Source organism: Methylomonas sp. BW4-1 (genome assembly GCF_052474385.1).
The window spans coordinates 398,147-414,637 of the sequence record NZ_CP184125.1 but is presented as its reverse complement, the minus strand read 5'-3'; the positions used below and the strand labels follow the sequence as shown (position 1 = coordinate 414,637).

Here is a 16,491-nt window from a genome sequence, read left to right as displayed (position 1 = left end):
TTTAGGCGCCCACTTGGCGATAACAGGCGGCGAATTTAATCGGTAAGTTGTTCCGCAGTGGCTAGAATTTTCGCTAAATCGTCATTCTGGCTGTCGAGTATTTCCAGACAAACCGCCTCATCCAACCCCAGCAAGTCCGGCACTTCCTCCGGACACACCTGGTTCGATGCGTCGCCTATGCCTAAACGTCCCAACAGGCAATCGCTGTAAAACGTCAGCAGATTCAGTTGGTGGTTTTCGCCGCGATAGAAGGGGTTGTGATGGTGATAGACAATATCGGTAATCATGCGCGGCATCGACCACACATTCATCAGCCAGGCCCCAATTTCGGCATGATTAAGCCCGAAGGCAAAAGTTTCCAGATTGAAAATCGCCAGACTGGGATTGGCGGTGATCAAGCCACTCAAATAACTGAATTCGTCAGGAAAACGATGCCCCAGTAACGGGAAACCAATATTGTGCATCAAGCCTGATAAAAACAAGGCTTGCGGCTCCGGTCGCGTAGCGGCCGGCATAACGGCAGCCAACTGCGCCATCAAGCGGGTGCTGGCCAAGGCATGCGTCCAGAACATCCGCGTACCTATCTGCCCTTCCTTCGGCGATTTCAACGGTGCCAGCACCGCCAAACCCAAAGCCAAATCCAATACAAAATCAAACCCCAACACACGAGTAATCGCATCATGTACCGTCGTGATCTGGCCGCGATAACCGTAGAGCGCTGAACTGGCCCAACGGGTAATTTGCGCTGTTAATAACGGGTCGAGTTCGATGATGTCGGCTAATTTGCGCGCATCCGCGCTGGGATCGGCGATCAGATTCAATATGCGCAGCGCGCTGCCGGGCAAAGGCGGCAGCGCTTTAATCTGGGCGATAGTCTCGCGCATGTCGCGCGGCGGGGTCAAACCGTTGCGTTGCCGGCTGCCAACGTTATCAAGCGTCCAGTTTATCAGGTTGGATTCCATCATTGCCCCGCCACTTAATTTAGATTGAGTCGGTTAAGTTTACGGTACAGCGTTCGTTCACTGATATTCATTTCCGCCGCTATCAACTTGCGATTCCCCTGATACTTGCTGATCAAACTATTGATAAACTCCGCCTCGAATTGCGCCATGCTGTTAATTGGCGGGGAATATGCATCGCCACTTGCCTCACTGGCGGCGGCAGGCTCCCCTACTGCTTGGCGCTGCATAAAATGTATGTCGGCTTCTTGAATGCTTTTATCCTGACACAAGCCAGCCGCCAATTGCAGACAGTTTCTCAGCTCGCGAATATTGCCGGGCCAAGCGTATTGGATAAGCTTGATTAAGGCCGATTGCGTCATTGTATAGCCGCTATCGGCCTCGGTGTTTAACTGCGCTAAAAAATGATCGATCAATAAGGGCAAGTCCTGTCTACGCTGCCTCAGTGGCGGCACTTCGACCGGAAACACCGATAAACGGTAGAACAAATCTTCGCGAAACCGACCGGCTTTGACCATGTCCGCTAAATTTCTGTGCGTAGCACACACCACTCTGACATTGGCTTTTTGCATCACCGTGCCGCCTACCCGCCGAAATTGGCCGCTTTCCAGGGCGCGCAGCAGTTTGGGCTGTTGCGACAGCGGCAAATCGCCAATCTCGTCGAAGAACAGGGTGCCATTGTTAGCTAATTCGAATAAACCTTTTTTTGCAGATGTCGCGCCGGTAAACGCACCCTTTTCATGCCCGAACAATTCGCTTTCAAATAACTCTTCGCCCAGAATCGTACAATCGACAATCACAAAATTGCCATCCGCCTGCCGGGAATGGCTATGCACAAATTCCGCCGCCAATTCCTTACCGGTGCCGGTCTCACCCAGCAATAATACCGGTGCTTGCGTATCCGCCGCCTGTTGCAGCCGGGTTTTATATTGTGCAAACGCCGTCGACTTACCGATCATGGCCGGTGCCTCGTTGCCTTTTGCCGCGGATCTTTTCAACACGGTTAGCGTTTCGCCTAAATACAATGTGGCATCGGCATCCAGCAACGGAAAACCGCGCGCACTGAAAGAACGCTGGGAACTGGCATCGTTGGTGTCGGCAAAAATACCGGCGTAGGCTTCCAGAGTTTGAAATAAGCGCTGATGGCGGCAATTGCGGTTATCGACGCAGCAGGGTTGGCCGACCAAATTCTGCCGCATGACGCCAAAACTCTGTTCCCAAGCGCGATTCACTGCCACGATGCGTAAATCGGCGCCGATTATGATCAGCGGCAGATCATGAGTTTCCAGCAACGATTCCAGCGTAAAGGCACTGTGCGGCATAAATTCCTATCAATGTTTTCGGTGTTGTTAGCGCGTTAAAGGCCGTTTAAACCCTTCAGCCCTTGGCATCAATGTTGCGCAATACCGCTAAGGATAACTCATTCATCACCAGGGAACATCTATCAAAGTTGGTCAACTGCCGTTATGAATACGCCTATGTTTTAACCCTAGGGCAAGCGAAGCAGCATAACTATAGACTCAGATGCGCCTACTGGGTGGGCCATCAAAACCGCAATGGCGGGAATAGGTGTCTCATTCATCCCTCAACGATCAGGTGTGCCGGTATGCGAGCCACCGCGAATGACCGCAATCCAGTGAAAAAAGGGAGGTTAAGAATTACAGGAAAATGCAAAAGATGATGGACAACAACGATATGACAATCGTTGGCGCATACTGCAGCGTCGGGGCTTACTAACAAACGGGGCCGGCAATCGGCCCCGTAAAGTTTTTTTTGACTTGAGCGCCTATTTACATCTGCGATTGCAGATAGTTTTGAATGCCGACTTTTTCGATCAGGTCCATCTGGGTTTCCAACCAATCGACATGCTCTTCTTCGCTTTCCAGAATGTGTTCGAACAATTCCCTGCTGACGTAGTCGTTGATGCTTTCACAATAAGCTATCGCCTCTTTCAACAAAGGCAAGGCCAGATGTTCCAATTTAAGGTCGCATTCCAGCATTTCCTTGGGGTTCTCGCCTATCATCAAACGGCCGAGACTTTGCAGATTGGGCAATCCTTCCAGAAACAAAATCCTTTCGATCAACTTATCGGCGTGTTTCATTTCGTCGATCGATTCGTGATATTCCTTTTCATTCAGCTTTTGAAAGCCCCAATTTTTGAACATCCGGGCATGCAAAAAATATTGATTGATGGCAGTTAATTCGTTTTCCAGTGCCTTATTTAAAAATTCGATTACTTTTTTATCGCCTTGCATGTCAAATCTCCTGGGTTTTTATGATTAGTTGGGCGTCATTCGCAGCCTGCAATAGCCGACATGCATTTTTTCTATCCAAAATTTGCGCAATGTCCTTGTTACATTTACCGCAATCGCCACCAACACCAAAACATTGCACCAACTGTTTCCGCGAGCATAAACCGCTGTCTATGGCAGCATCGAGCTGACTGTCGGTGACGGCTTTGCAGAGACACACGTACATGGGCTACGCTACTCGCCTGCGCTGAACTTGCGCGGGATCGGCGGTGATTTTACGATAAATCTCCACGCGGTCCCCTTCCTTAACCGACGCATCCAATTTAGCCAGTTTACCGAAAATCCCGACCTTTTGGTTCTCCAAATCGATCTCGGGATACTGCGTCAACACGCCGGACAATTCAATCACTTCGGCGATGGTACTGCCCTCCGGCACTTCCAGCCGCAACCAGAGTTGCCTGTCCGCCTGCGCATAACATACACCCACATTCATAGTTTACGCCCCTTCTTCCAAGACAACCGGATCAATAATGGTCGGTTCTGTAATTTTGGCCGCCGCTTTCCGGTCCAACAAGCGTTTCAATGCCACCATGAAACCCAGCATGATGAAGCCACCCGGCGGCAAAGCCATCAGCAAAAAACCTTTGTATTCCGGAATCAAAGTGGTTTCCAGAAACCGGAAACTTTCCCCCAACAGCACAGAGGCGTTGGCGAATAAAGTGCCGGCGGAACTAATCTCTCGCATCGCCCCCAGTACCACCATCGCCGCAGTAAAACCCACCCCCATCATCAAACCATCCCACATCGACGGCATCACCGGTTGCTTGGAAGCAAACGCTTCAGCTCGACCGAGAATGACGCAGTTGGTGACAATCAACGGGATAAACAGGCCCAGTACCTTATGCAGTTCGTGCATCCAGGCGTTTAGAAAAATATCCACCAGGGTCACCAATGCGGCGATCAGCAATACAAAAATCGGAATGCGGATCTCGGACGGAATCAAATGCCGGCTCACAGACACGGCGGCATTGGATGCGACCATCACCACCATGGTCGCCAAGCCCATGCCCAAGCCGTTGGTTGCCGTCCCGGTCACTGCCAGCAACGGACACAGCGCCAGATTTTGGGTCAGCACGACGTTGTTGTCCCATAGGCCGTCGCGAGCGATTTTTCTGTATTGTTCTGAAAACAGAATCGAAAGATTCATATTGGTTTCTCCAAAAATCGTGAGCAAGTGTTAATACCTGAGAAGATCGCGACGATTTTCTTCCCGTATGCCGCGCCGAGCACCGAAGCGTTTGGCGAGACCAGCCCGATAGGGGAGCGGCATGGATGCCGCTCGTTTTCGGAGGGGCTGGGAAGCCCCTTTCGAAAACCCTCGCCAAACGCTTCGGAGCGCAGGAACAAAGCGGCGTTCGGGCCGCCTTTCTTTTGGATACTTTTCTTTGGCGGAGCAAAGAAAAGTATCGCGGCTGTCGGTCCGCGAACCGACATGCAAACTAAGCGTCGCGATAGCGACACCAAAAACACTATCAACTAGGCTGCAACAACTCCGCCTGATGCACCTTGTAAAACTCCAACCCCCGCTTGATGGCCTGTACGACCTTGCGCGGCGTAATCGTCGCCCCACTAAACTGATCGAACACCCCGCCGTCTTTCTTTACCGCCCATTGCTCGACGGTCAGGTTATTTAAGGATTTGCCGTTGAAAGACAGCACCCACTTGGACTTGGTCACTTCAATCTTATCGCCCAATCCCGGTGTTTCGACATGAGCGATAACCCGCACTCCTAGGATTTCGCCTTTGCTGTCAATACCCATCACCAAACTGATCGGCCCGGCGTAGCCATCAGGTGCGACGAATTTAAAACAGACTGCGTTAACCAAACCTGCCTTTTTAGCCAGATACACTTCGGTTTGCTCCGCGCCCAGATTAGCATCGGCGGAAGACAGCAATACACTGTCTTTCAGCAAGTTGTTATCGTACAGCTCAGCCGGAACCACTTGCTCCAGGTTAGCTTGCAAATCTTCCTGCAAGCGCAACTCGATCACACCACGGGTCGCCAGATCGGCAACGCCCAATAAAATCGCCGCCAGCAACGCAAATCCCCCCAACACGCCGGCCTGATACTGTAATAGCGGCCGCAGTTGTTCCAAATTTCCTGGCTCCAGCCACACGGCCAGTTTTTGCCTAAAGTTACTCAAGATACGCAAGGCGTACTCTACATATTGGTTGGCTTTAGGAGGTAATTTAACGGGTTCGGAATTCATGACCAGTCTCAGGAATTGGAAATATCGAGCGGCTTGCCGTTTCGGTAGCGGCCATAAATTCTCGGACGAATGTAATGATCGATCAGCGGCGTAACCGAGTTCATCAATAAAATCGCAAAACCGGTGCCTTCCGGATAGCCGCCCCAAGAGCGGATCACGAAAATCAATAAACCACAGCCGGCCCCAAAAATCACTTGGCCTAAAGGTGTGTTAGGCGACGTGACATAATCGGTGGCGATAAAGAACGCTACCAACATCACCGCGCCGGAATTCAAATGCACCCAGGGTCCAAGGTAATGTTGACTATCCCAAGCATGAAAAATCGTCGACAACAGAAGGATACTGAACAGCAACGAGACAGGGATGTGCCATTTGATGACCCCTTGGCGCATCAGCCAAATGCCGCCGGCCAGTAATAATAAAGACGAGGTTTCCCCCAAACTGCCGCGCTCCCAACCGAGAAACGCTAAAAATCCCGAATATTCGATCAAACTGCCGGGCAACAGCCGGTTTTGCGAAAACTCAGTCTTGACCCAACCCAACGTCGTGGCGCCGGTCACCGCATCCGGGTTTTCCAAACCACTAAAGGTGATCGCTAAGCTATCGATCACGCCGGGCCCGGTGAACAGAGGCGATACGTTGGCCCAGGTAGTCATCTCGATAGGAAAGGAAATCAGCAACGCCACCCTGGCCAGCATGGCCGGATTGAACAGGTTTTGCCCCAAGCCGCCGTAAACATGCTTGCCCAGCACAATCGCCAGTGCAGAGCCGACTACGCCAATCCACCATGGCGCCCAAGGCGGCAAGGTCATCGCCACCAATAAGCCGGTTACTATCGCCGAGCCGTCGCGCAGATAAGGCATTGCCGCCACGCCTTTCATTTTCAGGCACAAACCTTCAAAAGCCATCGCCGACAGCACGGTCACCGCCAGCAAATACAGCGCTGGCCAGCCGAACAATAACACGCCGCAGGCCGTAGCCGGCGCCAAGGCGATAATCACCAAGCGCATGATTTGATCGACGCGGCGGGTGGCCGCCACGTGAGGCCCGCTAATCGGTTTATTACTCATACGGTTTCCTCTGCTGGCGCTGCTTGCGCCTGTTGTGCGGCAGCCAAACGGGCGGCTCTGGCTTCCTGAGCACGCAAAGCTTCCGCTTCGGCTTCCAATCTGGCTCGTTCCATCCGATTATTTCTATCTTCGACTAAACGCTTGGTTTGTTCAGCCTTGTGCTCGGCTTGTTGGCGTTTAACTAACTCGCCGGAAGCGAATTTAAAGTAATGCACCAAGGGTATATTCGACGGGCAGACATAAGAACAACTGCCGCAGCTAATGCAATCTTTTAGGCCCAAATCAACCGCTGAGTCCAACTGATTGGCTTTGATCCGGCTAGCCATTTCCAAGGGCAACAAACCCACCGGGCAAGCGGTCACGCAACTGGAACAGCGAATACAAGGCTGTATAGCCGGCTCGTCGATGTCGGCATGCGATAAGGCTAGGATGCCGTTGCAGGCTTTCACCACCGGTACTTCGGCAATTGGCAAAGCGTCGCCCATCATCGGTCCGCCCATCACTAAGCGGGCCATTTTCGACTTTTCCAATCCGCAAAACGCCAATACTTCCGACATCAAGGTGCCGATGGGCACTTCCACATTTCTGGGTTTGGCAACGGCCGCGCCGGAGACCGTAACCACCCGGCTAATCAAGGGTTGTCCCAAGCAAATGGATTGATAGACGGCAAAGGCAGTAGCGACGTTGTGCACCACCACCCCAATGTCCGTGGCTCGCCCGTCGGCGGGAATTTCCTGGCCGGTTAAATAACGCAACATTTGCCTATCCCACCCCATCGGATAGCGGGTCGGCACTTGCGCCACCACGATATTGGGAAAATCCCGGGCGGCCGTTTGCATGGCCGCGAAAGCTTCGGGTTTATTATCTTCGATACCCACCATAGCCGTCGGGGCATCCATGCCGCGCAACATTAACCGGATGCCGGCAACGATTTGCTCCGCGCGCTCTTGCATCAAACGGTCATCGCAAGTCAGATAAGGCTCGCATTCACCGGCATTAATCAGCAAGGTATGAATCTTGTTTTTGCGACCTAAACTGAGTTTGACCGCCGACGGGAATACCGCACCACCTAAACCCACCACACCGGCGGCGCCGACTCGTTGGCATATTTCTTCCGGTTCGAGTTGAAACGGGTCTGCCGGAACGATTAACTCGGCCCATTGCTCCTTACCGTCGCTTTCAATCACCACGGTGCGAATCGGCAAGGCTGACGGATGCGGTGCCGGAAAATCTTTGACGTCGGCGATAATGCCCGATGTTGGTGCATGCACAGGCGCCGAAATGGTGCCTTGGCTATAGGCCAGCAATTGGCCCTTCAGTACTTTCTCTCCGACCTTCACCACCGGCTCGGCAGGCTTGCCGACATGCTGTTGCACCGGAATGTACAATTTCTTGGGGATGGGAAAATCGGTAACAATGCTAAGCGGAGAGGTTTCGGATTTGTGCTCTTCAGCATGGATACCGCCGCGCAAACGGGGATTTTCGAACAAGGCGAACATAGGTGTCTCCGTCTCAAGCGGCCAGCGGTTTGGGCCAGCGCCAGTTGCGCAAGGTCACTTCCACAGGGTGCATTTGCAGACATTCGGTAGGACAGACTTCCACACATTTCTTGCAACCGATACAGGCATCCGCCACCACCGCGTGGATTTGTTTGGGTGCGCCGACGATGGCGTCTGTAGGACAAACCTTGAAGCAGCGGGTGCAACCGGTGCAGGTTTCTTCACTGACTCTGGCCACCATCGCTTCTTGGTCTTGGGTTTGGCTCAAATCGACATCAACACCCAGTAATTTGGCCAGTTGTTCCACCAGCGACGTACCGCCCGGCGGGCATAATGTCACCGGCGCGGCGCCGGACACCACAGCCTCGGCAGCCGGCCGGCAACCTGGGAAGCCGCATTGGCCGCATTGCGAACCGGGCATTAAGGCTTCAACTTTCTCGATCAACGGATCGGACTCCACCTTCAAGTATTTAGCGGCAATCCCCAAAGCCACGCCCAGCAACAATCCCAGCGATGTCAAAATAACGATGGCAGATAAAACGTACATGATGTGCCTCTTATTTGCTGTAAAGCCCCGCGAATCCCATGAATGCCAGCGACAGGATGCCGGCGGTGATAAATGCGATGGGGGTGCCGGAAAAAAGCGCCGGTACTGCCATGAGCGCTAAGCGTTCACGTAGACCGGCGAAGAGCACCATCACCAGGGTAAAACCCATTGCCGAACCAAAGCCGAACAGCAGGCTTTGCACGAAATTGTATTTCTCTTGGATATTAAGCAGCGCCACACCCAAAACCGCGCAATTAGTCGTAATCAGCGGCAAAAAAATCCCCAACACCTGATACATCACCGGACTGGTTTTGTGTATCACCATCTCGGTAAACTGCACTACCGCGGCGATCACCAAGATAAAACCCAGCACGCGCAGAAAACCGATATCGAACGGTATCAGTAAACGATGCTCCAGCACCCAGCTGGCCGCGGACGCCAGTGTCAATACAAACGTTGTCGCCAAACCCATGCCCAATGCGGTGTCCAGCTTGTTGGAAACGCCCATGAATGGGCATAACCCCAAGAACTTGACCAACACGACATTGTTGACCAAGGCTGTACCCAATATCAGAAGTAAGTATTCGCTCATCGTTTTCGACCCGGTGTTTTGCAACAAGACAGCATCATTTATGCCAACGCCTTAAAAACGCCGTAACTCCCCATTTCAGTGCAAAGCCGCAAGATTTGCCGCCAACATCTCTGTCCTAAAAAACACAGAGCCGGAACAAGTACAGTTAAATTTGTCGTAAACCATACAAATCGCCGGGATTTTCCAATAGCAGCTAAGCGAAAACGCATTTGGCTCTCTAATTGCATGTATTTTTCCAACTTAAGCCCAGAAAAAACACGCGAGAACCATTTGCCATGACCAAATCCACCCCTGACTACCTGCAAGGCCAGATTGAGATTGAAACGGCCGATATACTATCGCCAGCCATCGGCCCTAGCGGGCAATCGCCAAGAAGCGGCAAAACCTCTAAAACACTGCCTTTCTCTTTGTTTGTTAAGGCCGTAGAGCAAGCGCCGGTGGCCATTTCGATCACCGATAAAAAAGCCAATATCCTTTACATCAACCAGGCCTTCACCGATGTAACCGGCTATAACGCCGCTGAAATTTTGGGCCAAAACGAATCAGCGCTGTCCGACAAGTCCACACCCAGACAGATTTATTATGATTTGTGGCACACCATTTCCCGTAAGCAGGTTTGGCACGGCCAATTGGTCAATCGGCAAAAAATGGGGCAACGCTATCTGGCTGATCTGACCATCGCGCCGATGCTGGACGACCGCGGCGCCATCAGTCATTACATTGGTATGCACCGCGATGTCACCCAGGCACACTACGCGGAACAACAAGTTAACAACCAAAAGCAATTGATCGAATCGGTACTGAACGCTTCGCCGGTGGCGATGGTGGTGCTCGATTCGGACAAACGGGTCGTGCTCGATAATCAGATGTACAAGATGCTGATCAGCGAACTCGACAAAAAAGAGCCCGCGCTATTCTTTCTGGAAGCGCTGGAGCAAGACATGGGCGACTTGTGGGGCGACAACATAGACAGACAGCAAGGCTTCGCCAATCGCGAGGTGAGGATTGAAAGTGCGGGGCTGAAGGGCACGCGCTGGTTTTCCTGCTCCGGCAATTGGTTTATCGAAAACGACGTCTGCGCCGACAGCTTCTTTGCCAGACAATCCAAGGATTACTTGTTGCTGACCATTAACGACATCAGCCCCTTGCGCCGGCAGCAGGAAAAGCTACAGATACAGACTTTGCGCACTATGTTGGCGGAAGAAGAACACATCCGCAGCATCCGCGAGACTTTGTTGGGTGCTATGCACCAGATTCGCCAGCCCTTGAACCAGATTCACGCGGCGATTCAAATCATGACGCAACGCAACGACGCCAACAATAGTCCGATCCGCGACCTATTGGGCCAAGTGCAAAAAATGGGGGAAGAAACGCTTGCCACCTTGCAGCGCTGTGTGCCGGAAATACCGGAGTCCGCGGTGGTGCCGGTGAATTTGAATCAGTTGTTGCACGAAGTGATGCTGCTGTATAGCACCAAGTTTTTGGCAAACGGCATTGTGGTGGACTGGCTGCCAAATCCTGTGCTACCGAACATTCTCGGCGCGGAGAACAAGTTACGCATGTTGTTCAAGCAATTGATCGACAATGCGGTCAATGCCATGAATCGTGCTGGCAGCCAGGAACGCATCATCAAAATTAGCACGGCTATCGAGCATGATTGGGTTTGCGTGTCGATAGCCGATTCCGGCCCCGGCATACCTGCCAACCAACGGAGCAAAGTATTCGAACCGTTTTTTACCACCAATCAAAGCACCGCCGGCGTCCAGGCCGGCATGGGACTGGTCATGAGCAAGGAAATCGTCAATCAGCATAACGGCATGATAGAAATCGACCCGCAATACAAAAACGGCTGTAGTTTTAAAATTAGCTTTCCCTGTCAAAAAAACCTAGCGATGGTGAACATCCATGAGTGATCGTTTATTGCTGGTTGAATCCGAACTGGATACGCTATTTCTGGTCAGTCAATTGCTGAATAGCACGCATGACTTGCGCACCAAGCTGAAAGGCATCCTGGAGATTTTGCACAAGCGTAACGGCCTGCATTTCGGCATGATTACCCTACGCGATGTCGATGACGACAGCATGAGCATTTGCGAGATCTACGGCGAAGGCATAGACCGCTCGGTGCGTTACCAACCGGGCGAAGGTCTGGTCGGCGCTATCCTCGACGAAGGCAGCACGATTGTGGTGGAACGCATTGCCGACGAGCCGCGTTTTTTAAGCCGCTTGGGCGTGTATAACCCGGATTTACCGTTTATCGGCTCCCCGCTGGCCATCGAACAAGGCGAAGTGGTCGGCATTTTGGCCGCGCAGCCTTGTACTTCGACGTTTTTGGGCGAACGCGCCCGCTTCATGGAAATGGTCGCCAACCTGATCGCCCAAAGCGTGAACATGTTGCGTGTCATGGAACGCAAGCAAAACGAACTAGCTAGCGAACGCGACTATTTAAAACAAACACTGGTCAAAAACTACCGCTTCGAAAACATCATCGGCCATTCCGAGCCGATGCTGAAAGTGTTCGACATCATCCGCCAGGTGGCCAAATGGCATACCACGGTGTTGATTCGCGGCGAATCCGGCACCGGTAAGGAAGTGGTGGCCAGCTCGATACACTTTAACTCAGCCTGCGCCAACGGCCCGTTTCTAAAATTAAACTGCGCCGCCTTGCCCGACACCTTGCTCGAATCGGAATTATTCGGCCATGAGAAAGGTGCATTCAGCGGCGCAATCGGCCAACGCAAGGGCCGCTTCGAACTAGCAGACAACGGCACGCTGTTTCTCGACGAAATTGGCGAGATCTCCGCGTCGTTTCAGGCCAAATTATTGCGCGTGCTCCAAGAAGGCGAATTCGAGCGGGTCGGCGGCGTCCGCACTTTAAAAGTGAATGTGCGCATCATTGCCGCCACCAACCGCAATCTGGAGCAGGAAGTGGCCGAAGGCAATTTCCGAGAGGATTTGTATTACCGCTTGAATGTGATGCCCATCAATATGCCGCCGCTGCGCGAGCGTATCGAAGACATTCCGGAACTGGCCAGCTTTCTGTTAAACCGTATCTCGCGCCAACAAGGCGGCCGGCCTTTGGAAATCAAGGAAAGTGCGATACGCATTTTGATGAAACACGATTGGCCGGGTAACGTCCGCGAATTGGAAAACCGTTTGGAACGCGCGGCGATCATGAGCCAAGAAGGCATTATCGACCGCGACGTGATTGCCAGCACCGGACTGGAAAACGAAATAGGCATTAGCCGCACTCCGCAGTCGATCAAACACATCGATCTGCACGACGAAAACATGGACGAACGGGAACGGGTGATTGCCGCATTGGAGCAAAGCGGCTGGGTGCAAGCCAAGGCTGCCAGGCTACTGGATATGACGCCTAGGCAGATTGCTTATCGGATTCAGACCTTGAACATCAATGTTAAGCAGATTTAGAAAACCTGCCGCTCAAGTTAAGCAGAGAGGGGGCGATTGAAATTGCCCCGTCCTAAGGAAAGATTTAAAGCTTTTCCCTGACGATACGGTAAATCTGCTCGGCGGCCTGTTCGCCGGTTTGCAACAAAATATCCAATTCGGCAAGTTGGGCTTCGGCGAACGCCCGGTCTTTCAAACCAGCCGCGTTGATTTGCACATTCAGCGCCGCGCTATTCAAGCCGGCGTAGCCCGCCATCACCGCCACCCCGGCATCGCTGATCACACCAAGATTACCGTGTTCGGCAGCCACCCGGCTCAATTCGATGGCCTTAGCGCAAGCTTTCGCGCATTCCAGCGGCACTAGCGTAGCCTCTCTGAGCACCGTTTGAATCTGTTCGGTGCGCACGGCTTTCTCGTCGTCAGTGCTTTTTGGTAAGCCGTAACAGGCCATCAATTTGTCAAATACATCGACATCGGCTTTGATCATGCCGATCAAGGTTTGCCGCAAGGCTTCCGACTCGATCAGCAAAGCCTGCATCTGTTCTTCCACCGCCGCGTATTTGGGTTTGCCGATGGTCAAATTACAGACCATGCTAGTCAACGCCGCCGCTTGCGCACCCATCACTGCCGCCGCGCTACCGCCGCCGGGCGTGGCTTGCTTGCCGGCTAGTTCGTCCAGGAATGTTTCTACCGATTTATCTTTGATTTCGTTCATTAACAGTCCTTAACTTTCGCGGCGCCAAATGGTGTTGCCGCCGGCCACATCCTCTAAAACTATGCCTTGTGCTTTCAATTGATCGCGGATTTGGTCGGCGCGCGCCCAGTCTTTGCCCGTTTTGGCAGCTTTTCTGGCGTCGATCAATTGCTCGATTTCCATTTCACTCATGCCATCCGGCGCTGCCCCACCCTTCAAAAAACTGTCCGGATCGTCCTGCAATATGCCCAAAATGGCCGCCAGTCGCTTTAATGTTGCCGCCAGCACGCTTTTTTCCTCGGCTTTGTTTAATTCGCGCGCTAAATCAAATAGAACAGCCAAAGCCACTGGTGTATTAAAGTCGTCATCCATCGCCTGTTCGAAACGCTGGCAGTAATCTGCATCGATAGCCACATCGATAATTTCGACACCTCTCAAGGCTGTATACAAACGAGCCAAAGCCACACCCGCCTCGTCGAGCTGTTCGTCGGAATAATTCAGCGGGCTGCGATAATGGCTGGAGAGGATGAAGAAGCGGATCACTTCCGGGCGATATTGTTTCAACACCTCGCGCACGGTGAAAAAATTGCCCAGCGATTTGGACATTTTTTCTTCGTTGACCCGCACGAACCCGTTATGCATCCAGTAATTCACAAAGGGTTCGCCGGTGGCGCCTTCCGACTGGGCAATCTCGTTTTCGTGATGCGGGAATTGCAGATCCATGCCACCACCGTGAATATCGAAATGATTGCCCAGGCAGCAGGTGGACATTGCCGAGCATTCGATATGCCAGCCCGGTCTGCCCTGCCCCCATGGCGAATCCCAATAAGGTTCGCCTGGCTTGGCCATTTTCCACAGTACAAAATCCAGCGGATCGCGTTTGGCGGTATCGACATTCACCCGCTCACCGGCTTGTAAGTCTTCGATATTTTTACCGGACAGCTTGCCGTAGCCGTCAAAGCGGTTTACCGCATAAAACACGTCACCATTGCTACCGACGTAGGCAAACTCACGCTCGATTAATGTCGAAATCATCTTCACGATGTCGGCAATCGATTGCGTGGCTTTTGGTTCAATATCCGGCGGCAACACCGACAAAGCGCGCTCGTCTTCGTGCATCGCATCGATAAAGCGTTCGGTCAATGCGGTAAACGCCTCGCCATTCTCATTGGCGCGCTGAATAATCTTGTCGTCGATGTCGGTAATATTTCTTACGTAGGTAAGCTGATAACCGGCATGGCGCAAATAACGGGCAACCGTATCGAACACCACCATGACCCGCGCATGCCCGATATGACAGTAGTCGTAAACCGTCATGCCGCAGACGTACATGCCGACTTTACCTGGCTGCTTGGGAATAAATTCTTGTTTACTTCGGGTTAGCGTGTTGTAGATTTTCAGCATGTCGATGGTAGATGGATGCAGCGAAACATCTGGCAATCTATCAAGATTTCGGCTTCTCTTTCAAGATAAAAACACATAGAATTCGCGGCTTGCAGCGAGATTAAGGAGCTTTTAATGCGCACCACCCTGGTTTACCTGATGCTGTTTTTATTCTCAACCCTTTCATTTGCAACAGAAAATAAAATGTCAAACACACATAGCAAAGTCAAATTAACCACCTCACTGGGCGACGTCGTCATTCAACTGGAAGACGAAAAAGCACCGGTTTCCGCCGCCAACTTTCTGGCCTATGTGAAACAGGGCTTTTATGCGGGTACCATTTTCCACCGAGTAATCCCAGGTTTTATGGCCCAAGGCGGCGGTTTCGATACCTCATTCAAACAAAAAGAAACTAATGCTCCGATCAAGAACGAAGCCGACAATGGCCTGAAAAACAAACGCGGCACCTTGGCAATGGCCCGTACTAACGATCCGCATTCGGCAACCGCGCAATTTTTTATCAATTATAAAGACAATTCCTTTCTGGATCACACCAGCCCAAGCCCCAGCGGTTGGGGTTATGCAGTATTCGGAGAAGTGATCGAAGGCATGGATGTCGTCGATGCCATGGCCAAACAAGCCACCGGCAATCGCGGCCCGCATCAGGATGTACCAAAAACGGACATCGTTATCGAAAAAGCCGAAGTTATCGAATAATAATTAGCGGTTTCCGCCGGTAATTGGGCGGAAACCGCTGTTACTTAACGTGAAACAAGACGTACTCTTCATCTCCGACCTGCATCTGGCTTTGGAAAAACCGGAGATCACCCGGCGTTTCTTGGGCTTTTTGCAGCAGCGCGCCATTGAGGCAAAATCGCTGTATATCCTTGGCGATTTGTTCGACGCCTGGATCGGCGACGACGACAATACCCGGCCTATCCCGTCCATCAAAAACGCTCTCAAACAACTTAGCGACGCCGGCACCGAGATTTTTCTGTTGCAGGGCAACCGCGATTTTTTGCTGGGTCAAGATTTCTGCCGGGAAACCGGTATCCGTTTGTTGGATGAATATGCGATTATCGAATTGAATGGTCAGCGAATTTTACTAACCCACGGCGATTTACTCTGTAGCGACGACTTGGCTTACCAGGCTTTTCGCAGCAAATCGCACAGCCCGGAATGGCAACAAAATGTGTTGTCCAAACCTTTGTGGCTGCGGTCTGATAGCGGCACGTTGGTATCGGTTGCGCAGCTATTATCATAAACGCGGCAAAACCCTGGATATTATGGATGTCAACCAGGATACGGTGGCCGAAAGCCTGCGCAAGTATGGTTGCTGTACATTGATTCATGGACACACGCATCGACCGAAATTACACGAATTTATGCTGGATGGCCGGCCGGCCAAACGCTACGTGTTGGCGGATTGGAAACCGGATGGCGCGGAGGTTTTGTGTTGGAAGAACAACGATTTTCAAACAGAATCGGTCTGATATAAGCATAAAAAAACCGGTAGCGATTTAACAGATGGCCAGCGACCTGCGTTTTTTAATCTCAAACCCGCTGATACACCACTGCCAGACACTACCGGGAATTGTCTTACTATCTCCGAAAAATAAGACTCAAAAGAAACCAACTAGTTCACTGGGTATATAATTTTACCGGGTCAATGCCCACGCGCGCTGTTCCAGGTGGACATCAAGCGCTATCTAAGCCGGTGCCTGACTGTTACCAAAGTGTAAACAACTGTTAATTCACGACGACGCCCGCATTCATGCTAAGTTAGACTAAACTTTCCAAGCTCTACCAATTAA

Annotated in this window: 18 protein-coding genes; 5 read left to right on the top strand and 13 right to left on the bottom strand. The window is 52.0% G+C overall.

Annotated features, from left to right (window positions below):
• Positions 1-35: 35 nt before the first annotated feature.
• From ACH5Y9_RS01835 to rsxA, 11 genes are all read right to left on the bottom strand, one after another.
• Positions 36-965, bottom strand: coding sequence for an HDOD domain-containing protein (locus tag ACH5Y9_RS01835; RefSeq protein ID WP_084153217.1), 930 nt, complete (start codon positions 963-965; stop codon positions 36-38).
• Positions 966-976: 11 nt separating this feature from the next.
• Complete coding sequence (locus tag ACH5Y9_RS01830; protein WP_445368302.1) at positions 977-2,281, bottom strand: sigma-54 interaction domain-containing protein; 1,305 nt, start codon at positions 2,279-2,281, stop codon at positions 977-979.
• 468 nt (positions 2,282-2,749) lie between these two features.
• Entirely contained in the window at positions 2,750-3,214 is a 465-nt protein-coding gene (bfr, locus tag ACH5Y9_RS01825) for a bacterioferritin (RefSeq protein WP_033155643.1), read from the bottom strand.
• A 1-nt stretch (position 3,215) separates the two neighbouring features.
• Entirely contained in the window at positions 3,216-3,437 is a 222-nt protein-coding gene (locus tag ACH5Y9_RS01820) for a (2Fe-2S)-binding protein (protein WP_033155644.1), read from the bottom strand.
• 3 nt (positions 3,438-3,440) lie between these two features.
• The gene (locus tag ACH5Y9_RS01815) at positions 3,441-3,704 is read right to left on the bottom strand and encodes an RnfH family protein (protein ID WP_033155645.1); all 264 of its coding nucleotides are present in this window, start codon (positions 3,702-3,704) and stop codon (positions 3,441-3,443) included.
• A gap of 3 nt (positions 3,705-3,707) precedes the next feature.
• A complete protein-coding gene (locus tag ACH5Y9_RS01810; RefSeq protein WP_033155646.1) occupies positions 3,708-4,418 on the bottom strand; it encodes an electron transport complex subunit E in 711 nt (236 codons plus the stop codon).
• Between the two features lie 325 nt (positions 4,419-4,743).
• Complete coding sequence (rsxG, locus tag ACH5Y9_RS01805; RefSeq protein WP_445368301.1) at positions 4,744-5,481, bottom strand: electron transport complex subunit RsxG; 738 nt, start codon at positions 5,479-5,481, stop codon at positions 4,744-4,746.
• Positions 5,482-5,489: 8 nt separating this feature from the next.
• Complete coding sequence (locus tag ACH5Y9_RS01800) at positions 5,490-6,551, bottom strand: RnfABCDGE type electron transport complex subunit D (protein ID WP_033155649.1); 1,062 nt, start codon at positions 6,549-6,551, stop codon at positions 5,490-5,492.
• Positions 6,548-8,050, bottom strand: coding sequence for an electron transport complex subunit RsxC (gene rsxC / locus ACH5Y9_RS01795; RefSeq protein ID WP_445368300.1), 1,503 nt, complete (start codon positions 8,048-8,050; stop codon positions 6,548-6,550). Before rsxC ends, ACH5Y9_RS01800 begins: the two co-directional genes overlap by 4 nt.
• A gap of 13 nt (positions 8,051-8,063) precedes the next feature.
• Entirely contained in the window at positions 8,064-8,597 is a 534-nt protein-coding gene (gene rsxB / locus ACH5Y9_RS01790; protein ID WP_033155651.1) for an electron transport complex subunit RsxB, read from the bottom strand.
• A gap of 10 nt (positions 8,598-8,607) precedes the next feature.
• Positions 8,608-9,189 (bottom strand): electron transport complex subunit RsxA, encoded by a 582-nt coding sequence (rsxA, locus tag ACH5Y9_RS01785; protein WP_026147191.1) that lies wholly within the window; start codon positions 9,187-9,189, stop codon positions 8,608-8,610.
• Positions 9,190-9,464: 275 nt separating this feature from the next.
• Here rsxA and nifL point away from each other — a divergent pair, with 275 nt between their 5' ends.
• Positions 9,465-11,102: a nitrogen fixation negative regulator NifL gene (nifL, locus tag ACH5Y9_RS01780; RefSeq protein WP_445368299.1), complete on the top strand. Its 1,638-nt coding sequence runs from the start codon at positions 9,465-9,467 to the stop codon at positions 11,100-11,102.
• The gene (gene nifA, locus ACH5Y9_RS01775) at positions 11,095-12,621 is read left to right on the top strand and encodes a nif-specific transcriptional activator NifA (protein WP_171694541.1); all 1,527 of its coding nucleotides are present in this window, start codon (positions 11,095-11,097) and stop codon (positions 12,619-12,621) included. The genes nifL and nifA overlap by 8 nt, the downstream gene beginning before the upstream one ends.
• A gap of 64 nt (positions 12,622-12,685) precedes the next feature.
• Here nifA and fchA read toward each other — a convergent pair whose 3' ends face one another.
• A complete protein-coding gene (gene fchA / locus ACH5Y9_RS01770; RefSeq protein ID WP_445368298.1) occupies positions 12,686-13,315 on the bottom strand; it encodes a methenyltetrahydrofolate cyclohydrolase in 630 nt (209 codons plus the stop codon).
• Between the two features lie 9 nt (positions 13,316-13,324).
• Positions 13,325-14,698 carry a cysteine--tRNA ligase gene (gene cysS, locus ACH5Y9_RS01765; protein WP_445369866.1) on the bottom strand — a complete coding sequence of 458 codons (1,374 nt, stop codon included), beginning with the start codon at positions 14,696-14,698 and terminating at the stop codon, positions 13,325-13,327.
• Positions 14,699-14,812: 114 nt separating this feature from the next.
• Here cysS and ACH5Y9_RS01760 point away from each other — a divergent pair, with 114 nt between their 5' ends.
• The 3 genes from ACH5Y9_RS01760 to ACH5Y9_RS01750 are packed head-to-tail and all read left to right on the top strand — an operon-like array spanning position 14,813 to position 16,170.
• Positions 14,813-15,394, top strand: coding sequence for a peptidylprolyl isomerase (locus ACH5Y9_RS01760; protein WP_171694539.1), 582 nt, complete (start codon positions 14,813-14,815; stop codon positions 15,392-15,394).
• A 49-nt stretch (positions 15,395-15,443) separates the two neighbouring features.
• Positions 15,444-15,941 (top strand): UDP-2,3-diacylglucosamine diphosphatase, encoded by a 498-nt coding sequence (lpxH, locus tag ACH5Y9_RS01755; protein ID WP_445368297.1) that lies wholly within the window; start codon positions 15,444-15,446, stop codon positions 15,939-15,941.
• Positions 15,922-16,170, top strand: a complete 249-nt coding sequence (locus ACH5Y9_RS01750; RefSeq protein ID WP_445368296.1) for a hypothetical protein — start codon at positions 15,922-15,924, stop codon at positions 16,168-16,170. The genes lpxH and ACH5Y9_RS01750 overlap by 20 nt, the downstream gene beginning before the upstream one ends.
• Positions 16,171-16,491 lie beyond the last annotated feature (321 nt).

Excerpts from the sequence above, each read along its gene's own strand:
- cysS (WP_445369866.1), bottom strand. The coding sequence starts at position 14,698 with ATGCTGAAAATCTACAACACGCTAACCCGAAGTAAACAAGAATTTATT.
- ACH5Y9_RS01800 (WP_033155649.1), bottom strand. The coding sequence starts at position 6,551 with ATGAGTAATAAACCGATTAGCGGGCCTCACGTGGCGGCCACCCGCCGC.
- ACH5Y9_RS01835 (WP_084153217.1), bottom strand. The coding sequence starts at position 965 with ATGATGGAATCCAACCTGATAAACTGGACGCTTGATAACGTTGGCAGC.
- bfr (WP_033155643.1), bottom strand. The coding sequence starts at position 3,214 with ATGCAAGGCGATAAAAAAGTAATCGAATTTTTAAATAAGGCACTGGAA.
- ACH5Y9_RS01760 (WP_171694539.1), top strand. The coding sequence starts at position 14,813 with ATGCGCACCACCCTGGTTTACCTGATGCTGTTTTTATTCTCAACCCTT.
- ACH5Y9_RS01830 (WP_445368302.1), bottom strand. The coding sequence starts at position 2,281 with ATGCCGCACAGTGCCTTTACGCTGGAATCGTTGCTGGAAACTCATGAT.
- fchA (WP_445368298.1), bottom strand. The coding sequence starts at position 13,315 with ATGAACGAAATCAAAGATAAATCGGTAGAAACATTCCTGGACGAACTA.
- rsxB (WP_033155651.1), bottom strand. The coding sequence starts at position 8,597 with ATGTACGTTTTATCTGCCATCGTTATTTTGACATCGCTGGGATTGTTG.
- rsxG (WP_445368301.1), bottom strand. The coding sequence starts at position 5,481 with ATGAATTCCGAACCCGTTAAATTACCTCCTAAAGCCAACCAATATGTA.
- ACH5Y9_RS01815 (WP_033155645.1), bottom strand. The coding sequence starts at position 3,704 with ATGAATGTGGGTGTATGTTATGCGCAGGCGGACAGGCAACTCTGGTTG.
- rsxC (WP_445368300.1), bottom strand. The coding sequence starts at position 8,050 with ATGTTCGCCTTGTTCGAAAATCCCCGTTTGCGCGGCGGTATCCATGCT.
- nifL (WP_445368299.1), top strand. The coding sequence starts at position 9,465 with ATGACCAAATCCACCCCTGACTACCTGCAAGGCCAGATTGAGATTGAA.
- ACH5Y9_RS01810 (WP_033155646.1), bottom strand. The coding sequence starts at position 4,418 with ATGAATCTTTCGATTCTGTTTTCAGAACAATACAGAAAAATCGCTCGC.
- rsxA (WP_026147191.1), bottom strand. The coding sequence starts at position 9,189 with ATGAGCGAATACTTACTTCTGATATTGGGTACAGCCTTGGTCAACAAT.
- nifA (WP_171694541.1), top strand. The coding sequence starts at position 11,095 with ATGAGTGATCGTTTATTGCTGGTTGAATCCGAACTGGATACGCTATTT.
- ACH5Y9_RS01820 (WP_033155644.1), bottom strand. The coding sequence starts at position 3,437 with ATGTACGTGTGTCTCTGCAAAGCCGTCACCGACAGTCAGCTCGATGCT.